The organism is Maribacter sp. TH_r10, assembly GCF_033101095.1.
GTDB classification, from domain to species: domain Bacteria; phylum Bacteroidota; class Bacteroidia; order Flavobacteriales; family Flavobacteriaceae; genus Maribacter_A; species Maribacter_A luteus.
Window position 1 is genome coordinate 151,506 of sequence record NZ_JAWMPY010000005.1, and the last position, 20,330, is coordinate 171,835.

The window sequence follows — 20,330 nt, forward strand, 5'->3', positions numbered from 1 at the left end:
AAGCTCTGAACTGTATGTATAGTGAAGACTTGTAGCGAATAGCCCGACCCTTGGGTAACGCCCAAATAAACAAAGGGCAAAAGGGTGGGCTTTATCCCCGAAACGTAAAAATGAGGTATCGATTCTAATTATTTCGAGGCCATCATTTCAGTGAAATACTTAAAGAAATAAGGAATGGTTTCTATGCCTTTATAATAGTACCAGAGTCCGTAATGTTCGTTGGGGGAGTGAATGGCATTACTATCCAATCCGAAGCCCATTAATATGGTCTTGCTGCCCAGTTCTTTCTCAAAAAGGGAAACTATGGGAATACTACCTCCGCTACGTTGTGGAATAGGGGTTTTTCCGAATGTGGTTTCATAGGCTTTGGACGCAGCTTGGTATGCGATGGTGTCTATAGGGGTTACATAACCTTGTCCTCCATGATGGGGGGTTACTTTCACTTTTGCCCCTTTGGGTGCGATTTCGTTAAAATGTTTTACGAACAATTCGGTAATTTCTTTCCAATCTTGGTGGGGGACCAAACGCATCGATATTTTGGCATAGGCCTTACTGGGGATAACGGTCTTGGCGCCTTCACCTGTGTAGCCGCCCCATATTCCATTGACATCCAATGTGGGTCTTATGGAATTACGTTCGTTTGTCGTATACCCTTTTTCTCCGTATACACTTTCAATTTCCAATGCATTTTGATAGGCATTGATGTCAAAAGGGGCTTTGGCCATTTCGGCCCTTTCTTCGGAGGATAGCTCCTCTACCTTGTCATAAAACCCGGGAATGGTAATATGGTTGTCCCCATCATGTAATGAGGCGATCATTTTGGTTAAGATATTGATGGGGTTCGCCACAGCCCCGCCGTATAATCCCGAATGCAGGTCGCGATTGGGTCCGGTAACCTCTACTTCAACATAGCTCAATCCCCGCAATCCGGTGGTAATGGAAGGAAATTCCTTGCTGATCATACCGGTATCGGAAATCAAGATCACATCATTTTTAAGTTTTTCTTTATTGTTGGCGACATAGGTAGCGATATTTACGCTGCCGACCTCTTCTTCCCCTTCGATCATGAATTTTACGTTACAGGGCAATTGATCAGTCTTGACCATGAATTCCAATGCCTTTACATGCATGTACATCTGACCTTTGTCATCACTGGCACCTCTTGCGAAGATAGCTCCCTCAGGGTGTTCCTCGGTTTCTTTGATCACAGGTTCGAATGGAGGTGAGTCCCAAAGCTCTACCGGGTCAGGTGGTTGTACGTCGTAATGGCCATAGACCAAGACCGTCGGTAACGAAGGATCTATGATTTTCTCTCCGTAAACAATGGGGTAGCCATCGGTTTCGCAGAGCTCAACAAGGTCGCATCCGGCATTGATCAAAGCTTTTTCCACTACTTCGGCCGTATTGATCACGTCTTGCGAAAAGGCCGAATCCGCACTGACCGATGGTATTTTTAGCAGCTCAATGAGCTCGTTTAAAAAGCGATTTTTATGTTGTTCTACGTACTCTTTGCTACTTTGCATGTTTCTTGTTTGGATATAAATTCAAAAATACAAAAAGAACTTTTTAAAAAGAGAGTATCGTAAATTCAAATTTTGCTTTATATTTGCATCCCGATAATCAAATAGGTTATTGGAACAAGTATGCGGGCGTGGTGGAATTGGTAGACACGCTAGACTTAGGATCTAGTGCCGCGAGGTGTGAGAGTTCGAGTCTCTCCGCCCGTACAACAAGAGAAAAGCCGACTTTTAGGAGTCGGCTTTTTTGTTTTTGGTAAACTTGGGTAACATCGGTTATTAGATGCTTGTTGAATGTACCTTGTAAATCAATTGCATATTCGATTAGAATTAAAGTATTCAAGGTTTTAAGGGTATTGTCAATTTCTTTAAATTTACGGGATAAACTCAATTTTCATGAGTCCCAAAAGAATCAACCCAATTTTATTTTTATTTCTGATTTTCCTTCTTTTCTCGTGTTCTTCACGGAATGAAAAAGATGGGATACGTATTGGATTCTCCCAAGCGATGGTAGATGATGAATGGAGGCAATCTATGAATAATGCCATGCAATTACGGGCATCCTTATATCCTAATATCACTTTAGACATATCAAATGCCAATTATGACGTTCAGCGACAGATAACACAGTTAAGGAAGTTCATTGCTGATAGTGTGGATATTATTATCGTTTCCCCTATTCAATCAAAGCCTATTACCCCTGTCGTGGAAGAAGCGATGAATTCCGGAATTCCTGTGGTATTGGTCGATAGAAAAACAGATAACGAAAAATATACCGTTTATGTTGGTGCCGATAATATTGAGGTTGGCCGCAATGCAGCTAAAATCATTGTTTCCAATATTCGTGATTCTTTAAGGGTAATAGAGATAAAGGGACTTAAAGGGTCTTCCCCGGCCAAGGAAAGAAGTCTTGGTTTTCATCAGGTAATCGATAAGTTTGGTAATATTGAGTTTTGTGGAGCTATTGAAGGTGATTGGGAGAAGGAATCCGTTACTGAAAGTTTTCGGGAAATGTTATTACGTACCGGACCTGTCGACTATGTTTTCGCCCATAACGACAGAATGGCAAAGGGTGCTTGGGAGGTCGCAAGAAACTTAGGTATTGAAAATAATATCAAGATTATTGGGGTTGACGGATTAAATGGCCCAAATGGGGGAATACAATTAGTCAAAGACGGCATGCTTGCAGCTACGATATTATATCCTACCGGGGGCGATGAGGCCATAAAAACGGCCTTGGGACTATTGAACAATGAGGATGTGCCTAAGAACATAATCCTTAATACTACTGTAATAGATCGGTTCAATGCTGAAATAATGCAAAACCAATTGAATAAAATAAATGAACATCAGACTCTCCTTGAATCACAGGTTTCTGCTATAAAAAGACAAGAACAACTGTACTACTCACAAAGCAATATCTTGAAGATCATTCTTGGTTTTTCTTTGATTATTCTAAGCTTGGCCATTTATAGTATATATTCAAAAATCGCTATTGTCAGGAAAAATAGGCAGTTAGAAATTACCAATAGAAAAATCACGGTCCAAAGAAATCAAATCGAAAAGATCGCTAATGAGGTCAAGGAAAGTAATGAGGCAAAAATGAATTTTTTTACTGGACTATCCCACGAGTTCAAAACTCCCATTACATTAATTATGAGTTCAATTGAGTCGTTAAGGGAATGGGACAAAAAAAAGGGGAATAAAACCGGCTTTGAAATTGAACTGATTCAGAATAATTCAAATCGTCTGCTTCGGTTGATCAATAGTTTGTTGGATTTTAGAAAAGTCGAGGATCAAAAGTTTAATGTAAGGGCCTCAAAAACCAATATTTATAAGTTTTCCAATAATATTTATAAAGAATTCAAAGGAGAAGCAAAAAAGAGGGGCATTAATTTCAATATTAGTTCCAATAATGAGGGTTTGGATTTGTTTATCGATAGAAATTTAATGGATAAGGTTTATTTTAACCTATTGTCCAATGCCTTTAAATTTACACCGGATAATGGTAGAATAGATATTGAAATCCATGATAATTTTGAAGAAAGCAGTATCAGCATCCATTTTAAGGACAACGGAATAGGAATACCGGAAAATGAATTGAAAAATGTATTCACCCCTTTTTTTAAGGGATCGAATAATAGGAAAAACAGTTCAGGGGTAGGTTTGCATTTAAGTAAACAGTTTGTTGAGCTTCATCTAGGGAAAATCGAAGTTAAATCCCACAATGGAACTGAATTCATTGTTACCTTGTTTAAAGGGAACACCCATTTCAATGAAGATCAAATTGTAGTGGACCCGGAGATAGTCGATTCGACTTTGATCAATTTTTCGGAAGATATTACGATGGATGATACCCATATTAAATTGGATACCAATGGTGGAGAGGAAAGGTATTGCATTCTTTTGATAGAGGATAATAGGGACTTGAGTTTCTTTCTTAAGAACAAGCTTAGTATCGAATATGATATCGTTTTGTCTGATGGAACGGATGGTACCGAGTTGGCGTTCGAGCATGTTCCCGATGTTATTTTATGTGATGTGAACCTTCCCGTTAAAAATGGTTTTGAGATTTGCGAAATATTAAAAAACGATTTGCGTACCTCACACATTCCGGTAATCATATTGACCGCCTTGGGGAATAAGGAATCTTTTATAAAAGGGCTTCAAAGCGGGGCCGATTTATATTTGACCAAGCCGTTTAACTATTCGATCTTAACGCAATCTATTAAGTCGCTCCTTTATAATCGGGAAAAATTAAGGTATTATTATACCAATAATATTCATAAAATAGACCAGGTGCAATCTTTTAGAAACCCGGAACAATTATTCGTTCGCGAATTGAATAAACAAATAAAGGACAATTTGGACAATGCAGGTTTTTCAGTTGAGAACCTGGCCGATGCACTGAATATCTCCAGGGTACAATTGTACAGAAAGGTCAAAGCTATGTTGGGTATCAGTGTTAGCGATTACATTTCCAATTTTAGATTGGAAAATGCGAAATCTATGCTAGAAACGACCGACAAATCCATTGCTGAAATAGGGTATAGTACAGGTTTTTCTTCCCCGAATTATTTTTCTACCGCCTTTAAAAGTAAATATGGTGTTACTCCAGGGGCCTATAAAAAATCATTTTAGGGCATTTTAATCTTTCCGCTCTTTAAATCATGTATCAATTTTAAACTTACGTGTTACAAAAGTGTAACCTATTAATTCTTCTTTGTTAAGGTGTTTGTGTTAGTATACTGATATTCAGTAGGTTAATATTGTTTGTGGAAATGTGAACGAAATCATAATAAACTGTAACATTGGTAAAATAACTCTTAAATAATTTGTAATAATATAGTCTTCGTATTTAATAATTGTGATATGAGGAAGATATTGGTTTGGTCTATTACTGCGGCTTTGGCAGGATTTTTATTTGGTTTTGATACCGTAGTGATTTCTGGAGCGGACAAAAAATTACAGATGTTATGGGGAACTTCAGATGTGTTCCACGGAACCGTGGTTATGGCCATGGCTTTATGGGGTACGGTAGTAGGTGCACTATTAGGGGGAATACCAACCAATAGGCTCGGTAGAAAAAAAACGCTTTTTTGGATCGGGGTTTTATATACCGTTTCCGCTTTAGGTTCTGCATTTGCAAATGACCCTATAACCTTTGCTTTCTTTAGGTTTTTGGGAGGGTTGGGTGTAGGGACATCCACAATAGCCGCTCCCGCATATATTTCTGAAATTTCACCCGCCAAGGATAGGGGGAAACTAGTAGGTCTGTACCAATTCAATATCGTTTTTGGAATATTGGTGGCCTTTTTATCCAATTACCTGTTAAGTGGTATTGGGGAAAATGCTTGGCGATGGATGGTTGGGGTAGAGGCCATTCCTGCTGTAATTTATACACTATTTGTCACCACCGTGCCACAGAGCCCTCGTTGGCTTTTGACAAAGCTTCGAACCGAAGAAGCTCTTAATGTGCTTAAAGTGATAAACCCTGATCAGAATGCGGAGGAAATGATGATGGAAATTAATCAGGAGAACGAAAATAAGGCACCGGGAGATAATATTTTCATGAAGAAATACCGCTTTGCACTGATTCTTGCTTTTTGTATGGCCTTTTTTAATCAAGCATCTGGTATAAATGCTTTTTTATACTACGCCCCTAGAATATTGGAAGAGGCCGGTCTGGGAGAAAGTACGGCTTTATTGAGCAGTATTGGAATAGGTGTCACCAACCTACTTTTTACCCTTGTGGGTATATTTCTAATTGATAGGTTCGGTCGCAAACAACTAATGTATATAGGCTCTTTTGGATATATAGTGTCGCTCACCTTGGTGTCTTGCGCTTTCTTCTTTGGTTGGGAAGGAATGTCCGTAGCCATATTCCTGTTCCTTTTCATTGCCGCACATGCCGTAGGGCAGGGTACTGTAATCTGGGTGTTCATTTCCGAAATTTTCCCCAATCACTTAAGAGGCTCCGGTCAATCCTTCGGAAGCTCGGTTCATTGGGTATTGGCGGCAGTGATCCCCTCATTGATCCCTGTGTTGTTCTCATCGATCGGTGCAGGAACCGTATTTGCCTTTTTTGCCTTTATGATGTTTTTGCAATTGCTCTTTGTAGCCTTTGTTATGCCAGAAACAAAGGGGGTTTCCTTGGAGGCTTTGAGCAAATCCTTAAGTAAATCAGAGGGTGCAAATACTAAAAAAGGCAATGTGATTGAATAGTGTAAATGTGTAAGATTTAAACCCAATTTATTTAGAGTATGAAAAAACATAGATTAAAATTAGTACTTGCCATTGCCGGCCTGTGTATGATTTTTGCATGCAAGGAACATCGGGAAAAAGAAAACAAGGGTGTTGTTGTACAACAAGAAAGTCCTTTAGATGCCGAAGAAGAGCTGTATCGCCCAAATTACCATTTTACACCTAAGGTAGGGTGGATGAACGATCCCAATGGGATGTTCCATTACAATGGGTATTACCATTTGTATTTTCAACATTATCCAGACGATAATAAATGGGGACCCATGCATTGGGGCCATGCAGTAAGTACCGATATGGTAAAATGGAAAGAGCAGCCTATTGCATTATACCCTGATGATATGGGATATATTTTTTCTGGGAGTGCGGTGGTTGATTTACAAAATTCCTCGGGCTTTGGGAAAGAAGGCCAAGTACCGATAATCGCCATGTTCACTTATCATAATATGGAAATTGAAAAAGCTGAAGGGATCGATGTCGAGTCACAGGCAATAGCCTATTCCTTGGATGAAGGGCTTACTTGGACAAAATATGAAGGGAATCCGGTTATTGAAAATCCCGGAATTAGGGATTTCAGGGACCCCAAGGTATCCTGGGACGAGGAACATGAAAAATGGGTTATGGTTTTGGCTGCCCATGACAAAGTGATGTTTTATGGTTCAAAGGATCTTAAAAAATGGGAACTGATGTCGGATTTTGGAGGGGATATGAAAAAGGATCTCGGGACACATGGTGGTGTTTGGGAATGTCCGGATCTTTTCCAGATGCCTGTAGCGGGTACAAATGAAACCAAATGGGTGCTTTATGTTAGTGTAAATCCTGGTGGTCCCAATGGAGGTAGTGCTACGCAATATTTTATTGGTGACTTTGATGGTCGAAAATTCACCATTGATAAGGGGTTTGAAACTGTCCTGAACAAAGGGCAGAAATTTTGGATAGATTTTGGAAAGGACAATTATGCCGGGGTCACCTTTTCCAACATCACCTCTAAGAAAGGTGGAAAATTTTATATGGGCTGGATGTCCAATTGGGAATATGCCAATGAAGTCCCAACAGAGACTTGGCGCAGTGCAATGACCGTGGCAAGGGAAGTGAAATTGATCAAGGATGCGGAAACCTATAGGTTGGCATTTGACCCGGTGGATGAATTAGACGCTTATAAAGGTGTAAAGTATAAGAAAGAAAGAATTGCCGTGAATGGGCTGTCGGCACTTCTTGATTCAGAAAAGGTAAATCTCTCACGAACTGCAATAAGTTTCAGTATTTCAGATGTAAAGAAAGATAGTTTCACTTTTAAACTTTCCAATAAACAAGGAGACGAATTATCCTTTGGATACAATGGGGGGGATAATAGTTTTTTCATTGATCGTGATACCTCCGGTAAAACAGGGTTTTCCGATAGGTTTTCGAATAAGGTCAGCAAAGCCAAACGATTTTCCGACAATGGAATGTTGTCCGGGACAATCCTCCTTGATAAGACATCAATAGAATTGTTTTTTGATGAAGGGTCTACGGTAATGACTGAGATTTTCTTTCCCAATGCGCCATTCGAGACACTTTCAATAGAGTCGGTAAGCGAAGACTTTGTTCTTGATTTTTTAGAAGTAAATGAACTGAATATTAACTAAATAAAACTCAATTATGAAACTAAAACTCTTTTTATTACTAATGACATTTGTTCCCTTGGGGTTATTGGCCCAAGAACGGATAAATGGTACGGTGACCTCCCAGGATGATGGTATGCCACTGCCAGGTGCCTCTGTGGTTGTATCTGGGACGACCATTGGTACAACGACGGATTTTGACGGGAACTTCACACTTGATAAAGTACCTGCGGATGCGACACTCTCGGTAAGTTATGTTGGCTTTTTAAAAGTTGAGGTCCAGGTAAATGGTCAAACTTCTTTTAATATTGTTTTACAGGCAGATGCGCAATTGTTAGATGAGATAGTGCTAACCGGTTATACAACTGAAAGAAAAGCCGATTTAACAGGAGCTGTTACAGTTGTAGAGCTTGGTCCTGTGGAAGGTCAAAGTTTAAGTTCGGGTAATGCCATGCAGGCCTTACAAGGTAGGGTGCCTGGACTTTTTGTTGAAAAATCAGGTAACCCGAACGGTACCAGTAGTCGAATTTTGATTCGGGGTGTCACCACCTTGGGAAATAACGATCCTCTTTATGTTATTGATGGGGTTCCAACGGTTAGGCAAGAAGTTTTTTCAGGTCTTAATCCCAGTACCATAGAATCAGTTCAAGTGTTGAAAGATGCTTCAGCCTCTTCCATTTACGGATCAAGGGCAGGTAATGGGGTAATTATCGTAACCACCAAAAATAGTTCTAAATCAGGAGGAGATGAAAAGTACAGGGTAATTATAAATTCGAATATTTCTGTGCAGTCTGAAAAAAAACAGCGATACGATATGTTGAATTCCATTCAGCGAGGAGAAGCTTTATGGAGGGCGTCTGTCAATGATGGTGCTGATCCGACCGGTGGATATGGCGAGATTTATAATTTTGATTGGAATGGCGATTTTAATAATCCAGTGCTGAACAGTGTAACGCTCCAGCCTTATGTTGGTGGTGATGTCAGCGTGCCGGTGGGAGATACGGATTGGCAGAATGAAGCGTATGAAACAGGTTATATTTTCAATAATGAAGTATCCATTTCGGGGGGCACTGATAAATCTTTTCATCTCATTAATTTGGGGCACCTTAAGAATACAGGCATTTTAAAGTATACGGGTTACGAAAGGTTTTCAGGCAAATTGAATTCCAATTTCAAATTGTTCAATGATAAATTAAAGGTTGGGGTCAATACGGTTTTCACCACTTCGGATGAAACTTTGGCCTCTACCGATATTGGTAGCGCCCCAACTCCTGCATTGGCAATTAGTTTGGCGCCGACCATTCCTTTGTTTGATAGTAACGGTAATTATGGTGGGCCATTGGGGGCAGGGTATTCGGATCGTAACAACCCTGTTTTGATGCAGTATTTGAATAGATGGGACAACACGGAAAGGACCAATATTTTTGGTAATGTATTTGCCGAACTCCAAATAATAGACAATTTAACTTTTAGGACTAGCATTGGTCTGGATTATGGTGACTACAAACGTAAGGATATAGAGCCCAAGGTAGCCAATGGATTTGTCAATAGGAGCAATAATAGGTTGATTTTGGACACCAATAAATTTACTAGCGTTGTGTTCACCAATACTTTAAATTACAACTTGGAGTTGGGAGATCATCGTTTTGGTCTACTGGTTGGAACAGAATCCATTAAAAATGATTTTGATTCGGTTACCGCTATTGCCGATGGTTTTGCGGTAGAAACGGAATCTTATTTTGTTCTGGATGCGGCTACAGGAGCTAGGACCAATACAGGTCGTTCCAGTGGAAGCAGCCTATTGTCACAATTTGGAAAATTGAACTATGCATTTGCAGATAAGTATTTAGCTTCAGTGACCGTGCGTAGGGATGGTTCCTCCCGATTTGGTGAAGAAAACAGGTATGGTGTTTTCCCGGCCGCAACTTTGGGATGGAGAATTAGCAGAGAAGATTTTTTCAATGATGAAGGTGCGGTTTCGGATTTAAAATTCCGTGCAGGATACGGTGAAGTTGGTAACCAATCTATTGGTGACCTGGCCAGATTTGGTTTGTACGAATCAAGATATGGTCCCAACCAAGATCAATTTGTTCCTGATTTTTTCAACCAGTATTATAATGTTGGAACAGCTTATGATTTAGGAGGTAATAACGGGGGAACCTTACCTTCAGGATTTGTTTCAATTCAAGCTGCGAACCCGGCGCTTAAGTGGGAAACTACCAAGGAATTTAACTTTGGTGTAGACTTTGGGCTTTTTAACAATGCAATAGTAGGTACTTTCGATTACTTTACCAGAGAAACAAGTGACATCTTGATTACACCTCCAATCGCCTCAGTTATTGGCGAAGGACAACAGCGTGTTCTTAATGGGGCTACCACAGAAACAAAAGGATGGGAGCTATCGGTGGCCTATTCCAAAATGTGGGATAGTGGATTTTCAATGGCGGTATCTACTAATTTTGGAGCTTTCAAAGACGAGATAACCTTTTTGCCTGAAGAAGTTAGGGCAGGTTTTCCCGGAACGGCAGAGAATTCTATCCTAGGTCAGTCACAATTTTCCATCTTTGGTTATAAAACGGATGGATTGTTCCAAAGTCAGGCCGATATCGATGCCAGTCCTGCACAGGTTGGGGCAAGACCTGGAGGCTTAAAATTCCAAGACCTTAACGGGGATAATGTAATAGATAGTGATGACCGCGACTTTATTGGGAATACCTTGCCAGACCTTGAATATGGTATTCGTGTAGATTTGGCATACCGTAATTTTGATTTCTCTGTTTTCGGATCAGGTGTTGCGGGTAGAATAGGGCAGGATCCATATATCTTATGGAACAATTTCACACAGGGCCGGGAGAATGCCGGACTTGGTGTTCTTGATGCATGGACCCCAACTAATACCGATTCCGATATTCCATCACTCTCACTAGCCTTTAATGATCTTAGAACTTCTGATTATTTATATAGGAAGAATTCGTATTTCAAAATAAGGAATTTACAATTGGGGTACTCCTTGCCCGAGGATTTAATTGGAAAATTAGGGGGAATGACCGGTTTACGCATTTATTTTCAAGGGGAAAACCTATTCTGGTTTACTCCGAAAGATTATATAGGCTCTGATCCAGAACGTACCACAGTAGATAATATTCCCGTTCCCACAGTACTTTCTTTAGGACTTAATGTGAATTTTTAATAAAAGAAAATCATGAAAAAAAATAAATTTTTAATATTAGGAATGCTGGTTACATTATTTCTGGCTTCTTGTGACAAGGATTTTTTAGAATATGAACCGGAGGGCGTGCTATCCAATGAGAACGTAGCAACTGCGGAAAATGCGGAAGCATTGGTGGTAGCAGCTTATGCAGGGATTGCCAATGATGAGATGATCGGGCCTTTGACCCATCAATGGGTGTATGGAAGTGTGCGATCGGATGATGCTTATAAAGGCGGTGGAGGCCGAAGTGATGTAGATGTAGTAGATCGCTATGAGCAATATAACTTAACCATTCCAGATTATGGGGATTGGATGGCACCCCGCACATGGACCAATTACTACAAGGCCATTTCAAGGGCTAATTTTGCATTGACCGTAATCAACGACATACCTGATGCGGAATATGCAAATAAGACTTTAAGACAGGCGGAACTTAGGTTTTTAAGAGGGCATTCCCACTTTATGTTGAAGCTGTTGTTCAAGAAAATACCCTATATAAAGGAAGGTTTGACCCAAGAAGAAATAGCGGCGGTTTCCAATGATGTGCCGAACGATGAATTGTGGAATACAATTGCGGAGGATTTTATTTTTGCTTATAACAATCTTCCCCAATCGCAAGATGAGGTTGGCAGGGCAGATAGAAATGCAGCTGCAGCCTATATGGCCAAACTTAGGCTTTACCAAGCCTATGAGCAAAATGACCAACATCAGGTCACTGCGATCAACCCTGAGCGACTTCAAGAGGTAATTGATTATGCTGATGAGGTTGTGGCAGGTCTTGAGGCAGATTATGGCAACAACTTTTTAGATGGTTTTGATAATGGTCCTGAATCTATTTGGGCCGCCCAATTTTCTATAAATGATGGTACCAAGGTTAGTAGGGTGAGTTTTGTTACAGGACTTAATTCCCCACATGGATCTGCGTTATATGGTTGTTGTGGGTTTCATTTGGCTAGTCAGAACATGGTAAACGCGTTTAGAACCGATGAAGCTGGACTACCTTTACTGGATAGTTTTAACGATACGGATATACTCACTGCCGTTAATGAGGATGGAACCGTAACGCCAGCTGCAGGATTAACGGTTGACCCTAGGTTGGATCATACGGTAGGAGTCCCGGGAAGGCCTTTTAAATATAGAAATACAGTGAATACTACAGGTGATATGGTTTATAACTTTACTTGGGCCAGGGATCCAGGGGTTTATGGTTATTTTGGGAATATGAAGGAACAACAAGCACCGGATTGCTCCTGTTACGTGAAGGAAGGGCCGTTTGTGGGTACTTCAAAGAATGTTGATTTTATTCGATATGCCGATATCTTACTTTTTAAGGCAGAGGCCTTGATACAATTGGATCGTTGGGATGAGGCTTTGCCCTTGGTCAATCAGGTTAGGGCACGTGCAGCTGCAAGTACCCAACGTCAAATCGATGCCGGTGCTACGGATATTTATAATGTACAGGAATACCTTTCTTTTCCAAATAAGGAATATGCTTGGAAAGCATTAAAATTTGAAAGAAGGTTGGAATTTGGGATGGAAGGACCTCGTTTCTTTGATTTGGTAAGATGGGGAGAGGCTGCAGAAGTGTTGAATGCCTATCTAACCGAGGAAAAAACCAAAAGGGATTTCTTGTCAAATGCAGAATTTACTGCCGGAAGGGATGAGTACTATCCAATTCCACAAAGGGAAATAGACTTTACAGGAGGTCTTTATAAGCAAAACCCGGGATATTAATATAAGACGAAATTGTTTGAGTTAGTTTATTAGGCACGGAGAGTGGTTTCTTCGTGCCTTTTATTTAAAGTTTGGTTTATGAAAAAATTAAATGTGATTTGTTTTGGTGAGGTTTTATTCGATAATTTCCCAACACACTCAAAGATCGGCGGAGCTCCCTTGAATGTTTCTTTACGACTAAGGTCATTTGATGTAGACGTAAGTATGATAAGTAGTGTAGGCGATGGTAAATATGGAAATAGGATACTTGACTTTCTGAATAATCGTGGGGTCAATACCGATGGGATTCAGATTAGTCCACTTTATCGTACAGGTCAAGTGAAAGTTAATTTAAATAGCAGTGGGGTGGCAACCTATGATATCTCCTATCCCGTTGCTTGGGATAAAATAACATCAAGAAGTAGTTATGAAAAACAACTGAAAGAAAGTGATGTTTTTATTTATGGCAGTCTTGCCTGCAGGGATAGCACATCAAGGACTACCTTGATAGGCTTATTGCAAAAAGCACCTTACAAGGTTTTCGATGTAAATTTAAGAGCACCATATTATTCGAAGGAGCTGCTTTTGGAATTGATACAGCAAGCCGATTTTGTCAAATTCAATGATGACGAATTGTATGAAGTGGCTGAATATCTTGGTTCCAAATATAACTCCATGGAGCAGACGATTGTGTTTTTGGCCGAACAGATTCAGATTGAAACCATTTGTGTAACCAAAGGGGCGTATGGTGCTGTATTGTATCACCAGAATGTATTTTATTATAATAGTGGATATAGAATTAAGGTTTTGGATACTGTAGGCTCCGGTGATTCATTTTTGGCTTCAGTAATCTACAAATTGCTAAATGGGGAAGGGCCACAAGAGGCTATCGATTTTGGTTGTGCTGTAGGAGCCTTGGTTGCTAAAAGCAATGGCGCTAATCCCAAATTGAGCATGCAGGAAATCGCAAAGTTTATGAATCCTTGACCTATCGGGTTGTTTAGTTTAAATCCTTGCTAAAAAAAAGTTATTGGTTTTTGTGTTGACAAGATTTTACAATCGGCTATGTTAAAATAAAACCAGTACTTAAAAATTTATATCCTTATAAGGGGTAATTATATGAAAAATCAGCAGGATAATAATTAATAAAGACCTCTTAGAAAATTGGTTTGACTTCTTAATATTCCCTCAAAGTTGATTTTTGAGATAACGTTATATATATAATAATAAGTCCCAATAATCAAATAGTTTTTTGGATCAAGAATGTGGGCGTGGTGGAATTGGTAGACACGTTAGACATAGGATCTAGTGCCGTGAGGTGTGAGAGTTCAAGTTTCTCCGCCCGTACTTCGATAAGCCCTTCAGAAATGAAGGGCTTTTTTTATTTTTAGTGTCTCGTCCTGAAATAAGTTGACATAAAATCGACTTATTTATGAAACATTCAATTATTACGGTGAACAAGCGAACCCAACGCGATTAAGATCTGGGCTTTAAATTAAGTGTTGTCCATCAGGTCGAAAAAGGCGAGATGACATATAAGCAGGCGCAAAAGGCTTATGGTATTCAGGGTAGAAGTACCGTTTTGGTTTGGCTTAGAAAACATCCTAATCTGATGAAAGAAATCAAAGATTGCAGACCGGAGGAGTTCTTCGTCAGTGACATTACAAACATTAAAAGCAGGGAGCGGACACATTACCTATCCTTGGTGACCGATGCCTATAGTAGAAAAATAATGGGGCACCATCTTAGTGATGATATGAGTGCGGAGAATGTGGTAAAGGCAGTAAAAATGGCGAACAACAATAGATTAACGAGCAAACATCTAATTCATCATTCCGATAGGGGATTGCAGTATTGCTCGGCCATATATCAAAAAGAACTACAGCAATGCAATATAACCCCATCAATGACAGATGGGTGTGATTGCTACCAAAATGCATTGGCAGAACGAATGAACGGTATATTGAAAGGTGAATTCTTGATATATAAATGTAACAGCGGCAAAGAGTTGAAAAAGCTTATAGCAGAATCATTAAGAACGTATAATAACAAAAGACCGCACTTGAGTCTAAAAAATAAAACACCTAACTTTATACATAACAAAAAACCAGAGAAGCTAGCTTCTCTGGTTTAATATTAATAATTTAAAAACTGTCAACCTATTTTAGGACGACTCAGGGGTAGTAAGTCCGGGTATTTCAGCGGTGTTTGTATTAGGTCTTTTTTGGAAAAAAACCACCAATAACGGGGCGATTTGGGGTGCTTTTTTATCCATACCGATTGCTTTGTTGTTGAAATATATTCCCATTTCGGCTTTGGAACCTTGGATGCACTAAATGGGATTGACGGCATTTTTAACCATGATGATCATTATGGGGGTAAGCCATCTTGAGACCAAAGGGAAAGATGATGCTAAAGGAATAATCTTGTCAAAAAAACTATTCGAAACATCCCCTTTGTTCAATATCGGGTATTTTGTTCTTTGTGTTGTTATTGCTGTTTTATATTGTTTGTTCTGGTAAAGACGATAAGGGATTGCTGAAAAAACAATCAAAGGCCATGCGAAACATGATCATGGTTATACCCCGAATTGCCAAGGCTGTCCAATGATTTTTCGGTAGCGCGTGGTTTATGGTTTGTTCTGTCAATGTGTGCCAAACGGAAAGGAAACAGGTCATGATGGAATGGTACAAGGTAGTGGGGCAGATGGTAAGAGGGCTTCCTAGGCCAAAAAACCAATGTTCAAGGAAGCTGTAAGGTAGCCTAAATAAAGAAAACGTTTTAAAATAGAAAAGATGAAAGGAATAGTAGTGGTTACAATGGGTCTTGCACTCATTTTCTTCAATTGTACAAAACCCAAACAGTTATCGATTACATCCCCCGATGGCCTAATTGAAGTTGTATTGGATCAAACCGATAAGGGTTTGGGCTACAACCTTTATGATGGTGGCAAAGACATCATTTTAAATTCAGGAATCTCCATTTTACCCGACTTGCAAGTAGAAGTTTTGGATGCTGAAATCAATGAAGTGCGTAAAACATGGAATCCCGTTTGGGGGCAGTTCAGTGAAATTGAAGACCATTACAAAGAGTTGGAAGTATCGCTGAATTACGAAGGTGTCCCTGTTACACTTTTGGTAAGAACCTACAATGATGGTGTTGCTTTTCGTTTTAAGGCCGATGAAATTCCAGCGGGGGCCAAGCCTTCTTTTTTTATCGAATACGGTTTGCCCGATACCAGTAACCTATATTCACCGGCGGGAGAAGGGGAGCCCTTTGGACCTGTGGCTTTGGCCGACTTGGGGAAAACCCAGCCCAATGGCAAAAAACAAAAATTGAAAATGCCCTTGGTCGTAGCGCATCAAGAAAGTAAATTTTTATCGCTTTTGGAATCGGATTTGATCAGTGCGCCGGGTTTTGATCTCATAAACTTCAATTATGATGACCAAAGAAACAAATTGGTTTCAAAAAACGGATTTGAGTCCGATGAGAGGAGCTTAACAACACCTTGGCGGGTAATTCTTTTGGAAGACCGAATGGGTGATTTACTTACCAATACGGTGCCACTGAATGTGGCGGCCCCTAATCAAATTGAAAACACATCATGGATTAAACCAGGAAAAACCCTTTGGGATTGGAGGGTTCATGGTTTGCAAGCCAAGGACGGATTTACGTATGGGATCGATAACGAAAGTTATTTCCGATTTATCGATTTTGCATCAAAAAATGGGATTGAATATTTCCTTATTGACGATGCCTGGTACACCCATGTGGAACCAGGGGAAATAACAATGTCCGATAAATTGGATTTGGATAAAGTAGCGGCGTATGCCAAAGAAAAAGGGGTGTCCCTAATTCTGTACTATGACAGGCGACAAGGGAATTATGGTGATGATGCCTTGTTCCCGTATTACAAATCCCTTGGGGTGAAAGGTATCAAATACGGTTTTATGGGGGCAAACGTGCCCTTTACCAGAGACGCCATTCGTATGAGTGCCGAAAGTAATTTATTGATTGATTTTCACGATGGACCCGTGCCGTTCACTGGGGTAACGAGAACCTACCCCAATGCCATTACTAGGGAATTTTGTCATGCACAACAAGATTCCAGACGGGCTTTCACGCCTAAAACCTTTATTAGGATGGCATTGATCAACGCGATACAAGGCCCCTTGGATATGAACAATGGTGTTTTCGATATTACAAGTGTTAATGCAGGCGAAAGGGAAAAAGGACCTAAAAAAACTGAATTCATTACGCACAACGGTCACTGCGGAAGCCGCCAGAACCCTTATCGTATTCAGCGGATTGGTGTGTATCCCTGATGCACCCGAGGCTTATGCCGAAAAACAGGATATGTTTGAATTCATTAAAGAAATGCCCGTAGGAAAATGGGATGAGACAAAAATATTGCACGCCAAAATGGATGGGTATATTTCCACGGCAAGACGGCATGGAGAGGAGTGGTTTATCGGTTCGGTGCACAACGAAGGGGGTACGCTTGATATTACACTGGACTTTTTGAATGATGACCAAGAATATACCATTACCTTTTATGAAGATACCGAAGAAACCGACAGCAATACGAATCCGGAAGCTTATCACGTACGAACCGCAACTGTAATGAAGGACGCTGTTGTAGAGGCCAAGATGGTTCCCGGTGGTGGCCATTGCATGTGGATAAGGCCTGAATCGAAGAAATAAGATCGCCCATGAAAAGACCAATATATTTCCTGGCGCTGATGACCCTTTTATCGGCATCATGCAAAAATGAAGATCATCTTTCAGATCCCAATAAACCTAACATCCTTTTTATCGTGGTAGACGATTTGGGGTATGCCGATTTAAGTGTTATGGGCAGCGAATACTATGAAACCCCGAATATCGATGCCGTGGCAAAATCGGGGAATGTTTTCACCAATGGCTATGCTACGTGTTCTGTTTGTAGCCCTTCGCGAGCAAGTTTGTTGAACGGGCAGTTTACGGCAAGGCATGGGATTACGCAGTTTGTTGGTGCGCCATCGGGATCGGAGTGGAAAAAAAAGAACCGATACACAAAGCTTTTACCGCCCGAGTACAAGCATCATTTGGATCACGATGATGTGACTTTACCTGAAGTATTGAAAGAGAACGGATACCGAACCTTTTTTGCGGGAAAATGGCATTTAGGAGGCACAGCGGATCACTCCTTACCGACCGATCACGGATTCGATATCAATCAAGGGGGGTATGAAAAAGGTGGGCCTTACAGCGGAGGTTATTTCTCTCCCTTCAACAATCCGCAAATGGAAGACCATGAGGAAGAAAAAGGAATGTCGCTTTCCATGAAATTGGCAAAAGAAACTTCAGGATTCATTGAGAAAAGCAAAGACACCACATTTTTGGCATACCTCTCTTTTTATGCGGTACATGCCCCTATACAGACCACCAAAGACAAATGGAAAAGGTATAGGTACAAAGCCGAACAAATGGGCATTGCAGAAAACGGCTTTGAAATGGAACGTATTTTACCTGCCCGAAAATACCAAGATAACCCAGTGTATGCCGGCTTGATCGAACAAGTGGATGAGGCTGTCGGAAGTGTCCTTAGGACTTTGAAAGATAATGGTTTGGATAAAAATACCATCGTCGTGTTCACTTCGGATAATGGGGGGGTTACTTCCGGAGACAACTTCTCGACCGATCAATTGATGTTAAGGGGAGGAAAAGGGTACCAATGGGAAGGCGGTTTACGGGTGCCTTATTTTATTTATGTTCCATGGTTAAAGCAAAATGGGGATATGATAGAAACCCCGGTTTCCGGCGCCGATCTGTACCCGACATTGTTAGACTTGGCGAATATCCCTTTAAAACCCGAAGCACATGCCGATGGCGTTAGTTTAAAGCCACTTTTAAACGGGGAAGAAATTGATGATAGACCACTTTATTGGCATTATCCGCATTACGGAAATCAAGGGGGGGAGCCGGTTTCCATTATTAGAAAGGATAATTGGAAACTGATTCATTACTGGGAAGACGATCATAATGAATTGTATGATTTGAATACAGACCTAAAAGAGGGTAACGATTTGTCTGGGAAAAACAAAGTGATAGCGGAAACCTTATACACACAATTAATTGATTGGTTGGAATCCATGAATACCCAATATGCAAAGGAAGACCCCGAATGGGATGAAGCTGCCCGTATTAAAAGACTGGAAAGCCATAAAACGAAACTCATGCCACGCTTGGAAAAGCAAAGAAGGGAAATGTTTAGTCCTGATTGGCAGCCCAATGACGATTGGTGGGGAAGTGAAGTCAACGAAATTAACAAAAATCAAAATTCATGAATCCTTAAGTGCCTATTGAATTATCTAGAAAAGACTTTTTATATTTAAAAATTGCATAAGAAGAATAAAGCTATTTCGATTTCAGTCTGTTAATGCTTTTCCTCTCGTCATATTTCTTCCTAATCAACCCATTGGGTTGTTTATGTCTTGAATGGGAAGATTTTACTTTTTCTGCTTGCTCATCCCAGAGGATTTAGGGTCTGTATTTTACCTATATAGCAATAATTTCGATTTCGATTTCAGGGAGCCGCATAGCTAATCTGTTATCCTTGTTTCCCTTTATGTTGGTTTTGGTGGGAAAAACTATTTTTAAGGTAGTATCATTTGACCTAGTTTTTATAATGATAAACAACCTGGCAAATGTTGGTAACACATTTTAGGGTTTCAAATCGATTTAAATGAGCTTAAGTTAAATTACAAGACGCACAAAATCAATTATATGTATTAATATGGTGTGATTTGACAAGTTAAAAAGCCAGACTTAGGATCTAGTGCCGCGAGGTGTGAGAGTTCGAGTCTCTCCACCCGTACAACAAGAGAAAAGCCGACTTATAGGAGTCGGCTTTTTTTATACGCTGTGTTTTTGGTCGGGAATTGGTATGTAATAGAGAAATGGTTGAGCCGGGCGAATTTAAAGTAAAGGTAGGGGCGGCATCAGATGATATTAGGTTGGAATCTGTGTTTCATGTAAAATAGGTCATTCAATGTATAGGATAAGAATACGGTAACCTATGAATCAATGGTTAAAAATTTTGGGATTGATTGGTTGGGTTCATTACTTAGTTAAGTAATGGCTTTAAAGAAGAAGTGATTGTGTGTGAATCAAAAAAGTCCATTTTTATGAAATGGACTTTGTTATTTCTTAAAAAAATAGGAGGTAATATTTGAGGAAATCTAAATTCAATCGCATTTAAAGTATCCCAACGGCAGCTAATAAAAGTCCGCCGACTACGGAAAGCAAAATCGCAATCAAAACCACAATCATAATACCCAGAAAAACGTTGAGTATTTTATTGCCAAATGTAATTTCGTGCTCCATGATTTTTATTATTTACTACAATATAAGCATTTGTCACCTGAATTTGCCCGAATTTCTAAGTTATTTCGACTAAGTGTCTGTCGCTTAGTATGTTTATCGGATGTATTACCCAAAAATTCGATGAGTGGCATAAGATGAAAAGAGAGCCTTTTTTAA

General features: G+C 40.0%; 12 protein-coding genes, 2 tRNA genes and 1 pseudogene. 13 read left to right on the plus strand and 2 right to left on the minus strand.

All coding sequences use genetic code 11. The annotated features are described in order from the left end of the window. Positions 1-128: 128 nt before the first annotated feature. The gene (locus tag R3X28_RS13495) at positions 129-1,523 is read right to left on the minus strand and encodes a dipeptidase (RefSeq protein WP_317664937.1); all 1,395 of its coding nucleotides are present in this window, start codon (positions 1,521-1,523) and stop codon (positions 129-131) included. A 122-nt stretch (positions 1,524-1,645) separates the two neighbouring features. Between R3X28_RS13495 and R3X28_RS13500 the strand changes: the two genes are divergently transcribed. From R3X28_RS13500 to R3X28_RS13555, 13 genes and pseudogenes are all read left to right on the plus strand, one after another. After that, a tRNA-Leu gene (locus R3X28_RS13500) sits at positions 1,646-1,727 on the plus strand. Positions 1,728-1,913: 186 nt separating this feature from the next. Next, positions 1,914-4,658 (plus strand): substrate-binding domain-containing protein, encoded by a 2,745-nt coding sequence (locus tag R3X28_RS13505; RefSeq protein ID WP_317664939.1) that lies wholly within the window; start codon positions 1,914-1,916, stop codon positions 4,656-4,658. A 231-nt stretch (positions 4,659-4,889) separates the two neighbouring features. Beyond that, the gene (locus R3X28_RS13510; protein ID WP_317664941.1) at positions 4,890-6,242 is read left to right on the plus strand and encodes a sugar porter family MFS transporter; all 1,353 of its coding nucleotides are present in this window, start codon (positions 4,890-4,892) and stop codon (positions 6,240-6,242) included. A gap of 38 nt (positions 6,243-6,280) precedes the next feature. Then, positions 6,281-7,906: a glycoside hydrolase family 32 protein gene (locus tag R3X28_RS13515; protein WP_317664943.1), complete on the plus strand. Its 1,626-nt coding sequence runs from the start codon at positions 6,281-6,283 to the stop codon at positions 7,904-7,906. Positions 7,907-7,919: 13 nt separating this feature from the next. Next, positions 7,920-11,072 carry a TonB-dependent receptor gene (locus tag R3X28_RS13520; RefSeq protein WP_317664945.1) on the plus strand — a complete coding sequence of 1,051 codons (3,153 nt, stop codon included), beginning with the start codon at positions 7,920-7,922 and terminating at the stop codon, positions 11,070-11,072. Between the two features lie 12 nt (positions 11,073-11,084). Continuing rightward, positions 11,085-12,827, plus strand: a complete 1,743-nt coding sequence (locus R3X28_RS13525; protein ID WP_317664947.1) for a RagB/SusD family nutrient uptake outer membrane protein — start codon at positions 11,085-11,087, stop codon at positions 12,825-12,827. Positions 12,828-12,905: 78 nt separating this feature from the next. After that, positions 12,906-13,793, plus strand: coding sequence for a carbohydrate kinase (locus R3X28_RS13530; RefSeq protein WP_317664948.1), 888 nt, complete (start codon positions 12,906-12,908; stop codon positions 13,791-13,793). A 278-nt stretch (positions 13,794-14,071) separates the two neighbouring features. After that, positions 14,072-14,153 (plus strand) — tRNA-Leu (locus R3X28_RS13535). Between the two features lie 241 nt (positions 14,154-14,394). After that, positions 14,395-14,940: pseudogene (locus R3X28_RS13540) on the plus strand (IS3 family transposase); the annotation flags it as partial. Between the two features lie 70 nt (positions 14,941-15,010). Next, positions 15,011-15,142 (plus strand): hypothetical protein, encoded by a 132-nt coding sequence (locus tag R3X28_RS19385; protein WP_411556613.1) that lies wholly within the window; start codon positions 15,011-15,013, stop codon positions 15,140-15,142. A gap of 459 nt (positions 15,143-15,601) precedes the next feature. Further along, positions 15,602-17,131, plus strand: a complete 1,530-nt coding sequence (locus R3X28_RS13545) for a glycoside hydrolase family 97 catalytic domain-containing protein (RefSeq protein ID WP_317664949.1) — start codon at positions 15,602-15,604, stop codon at positions 17,129-17,131. Between the two features lie 31 nt (positions 17,132-17,162). After that, positions 17,163-17,510, plus strand: coding sequence for a glycoside hydrolase family 97 C-terminal domain-containing protein (locus R3X28_RS13550; RefSeq protein WP_317664951.1), 348 nt, complete (start codon positions 17,163-17,165; stop codon positions 17,508-17,510). 8 nt (positions 17,511-17,518) lie between these two features. Then, complete coding sequence (locus tag R3X28_RS13555; protein ID WP_317664953.1) at positions 17,519-19,135, plus strand: sulfatase; 1,617 nt, start codon at positions 17,519-17,521, stop codon at positions 19,133-19,135. Positions 19,136-20,045: 910 nt separating this feature from the next. On the opposite strand, the gene R3X28_RS13560 is transcribed toward R3X28_RS13555, so the two are convergent. Then, positions 20,046-20,174 (minus strand): hypothetical protein, encoded by a 129-nt coding sequence (locus R3X28_RS13560; protein WP_281351213.1) that lies wholly within the window; start codon positions 20,172-20,174, stop codon positions 20,046-20,048. Between the last annotated feature and the right edge of the window lie 156 nt (positions 20,175-20,330).

Excerpts from the sequence above, each read along its gene's own strand:
- R3X28_RS13520 (WP_317664945.1), top strand. The coding sequence starts at position 7,920 with ATGAAACTAAAACTCTTTTTATTACTAATGACATTTGTTCCCTTGGGG.
- R3X28_RS13550 (WP_317664951.1), top strand. The coding sequence starts at position 17,163 with ATGTTTGAATTCATTAAAGAAATGCCCGTAGGAAAATGGGATGAGACA.
- R3X28_RS13505 (WP_317664939.1), top strand. The coding sequence starts at position 1,914 with ATGAGTCCCAAAAGAATCAACCCAATTTTATTTTTATTTCTGATTTTC.
- R3X28_RS13525 (WP_317664947.1), top strand. The coding sequence starts at position 11,085 with ATGAAAAAAAATAAATTTTTAATATTAGGAATGCTGGTTACATTATTT.
- R3X28_RS13545 (WP_317664949.1), top strand. The coding sequence starts at position 15,602 with ATGAAAGGAATAGTAGTGGTTACAATGGGTCTTGCACTCATTTTCTTC.
- R3X28_RS13510 (WP_317664941.1), top strand. The coding sequence starts at position 4,890 with ATGAGGAAGATATTGGTTTGGTCTATTACTGCGGCTTTGGCAGGATTT.
- R3X28_RS13560 (WP_281351213.1), bottom strand. The coding sequence starts at position 20,174 with ATGGAGCACGAAATTACATTTGGCAATAAAATACTCAACGTTTTTCTG.
- R3X28_RS13515 (WP_317664943.1), top strand. The coding sequence starts at position 6,281 with ATGAAAAAACATAGATTAAAATTAGTACTTGCCATTGCCGGCCTGTGT.
- R3X28_RS13530 (WP_317664948.1), top strand. The coding sequence starts at position 12,906 with ATGAAAAAATTAAATGTGATTTGTTTTGGTGAGGTTTTATTCGATAAT.
- R3X28_RS13495 (WP_317664937.1), bottom strand. The coding sequence starts at position 1,523 with ATGCAAAGTAGCAAAGAGTACGTAGAACAACATAAAAATCGCTTTTTA.
- R3X28_RS13555 (WP_317664953.1), top strand. The coding sequence starts at position 17,519 with ATGAAAAGACCAATATATTTCCTGGCGCTGATGACCCTTTTATCGGCA.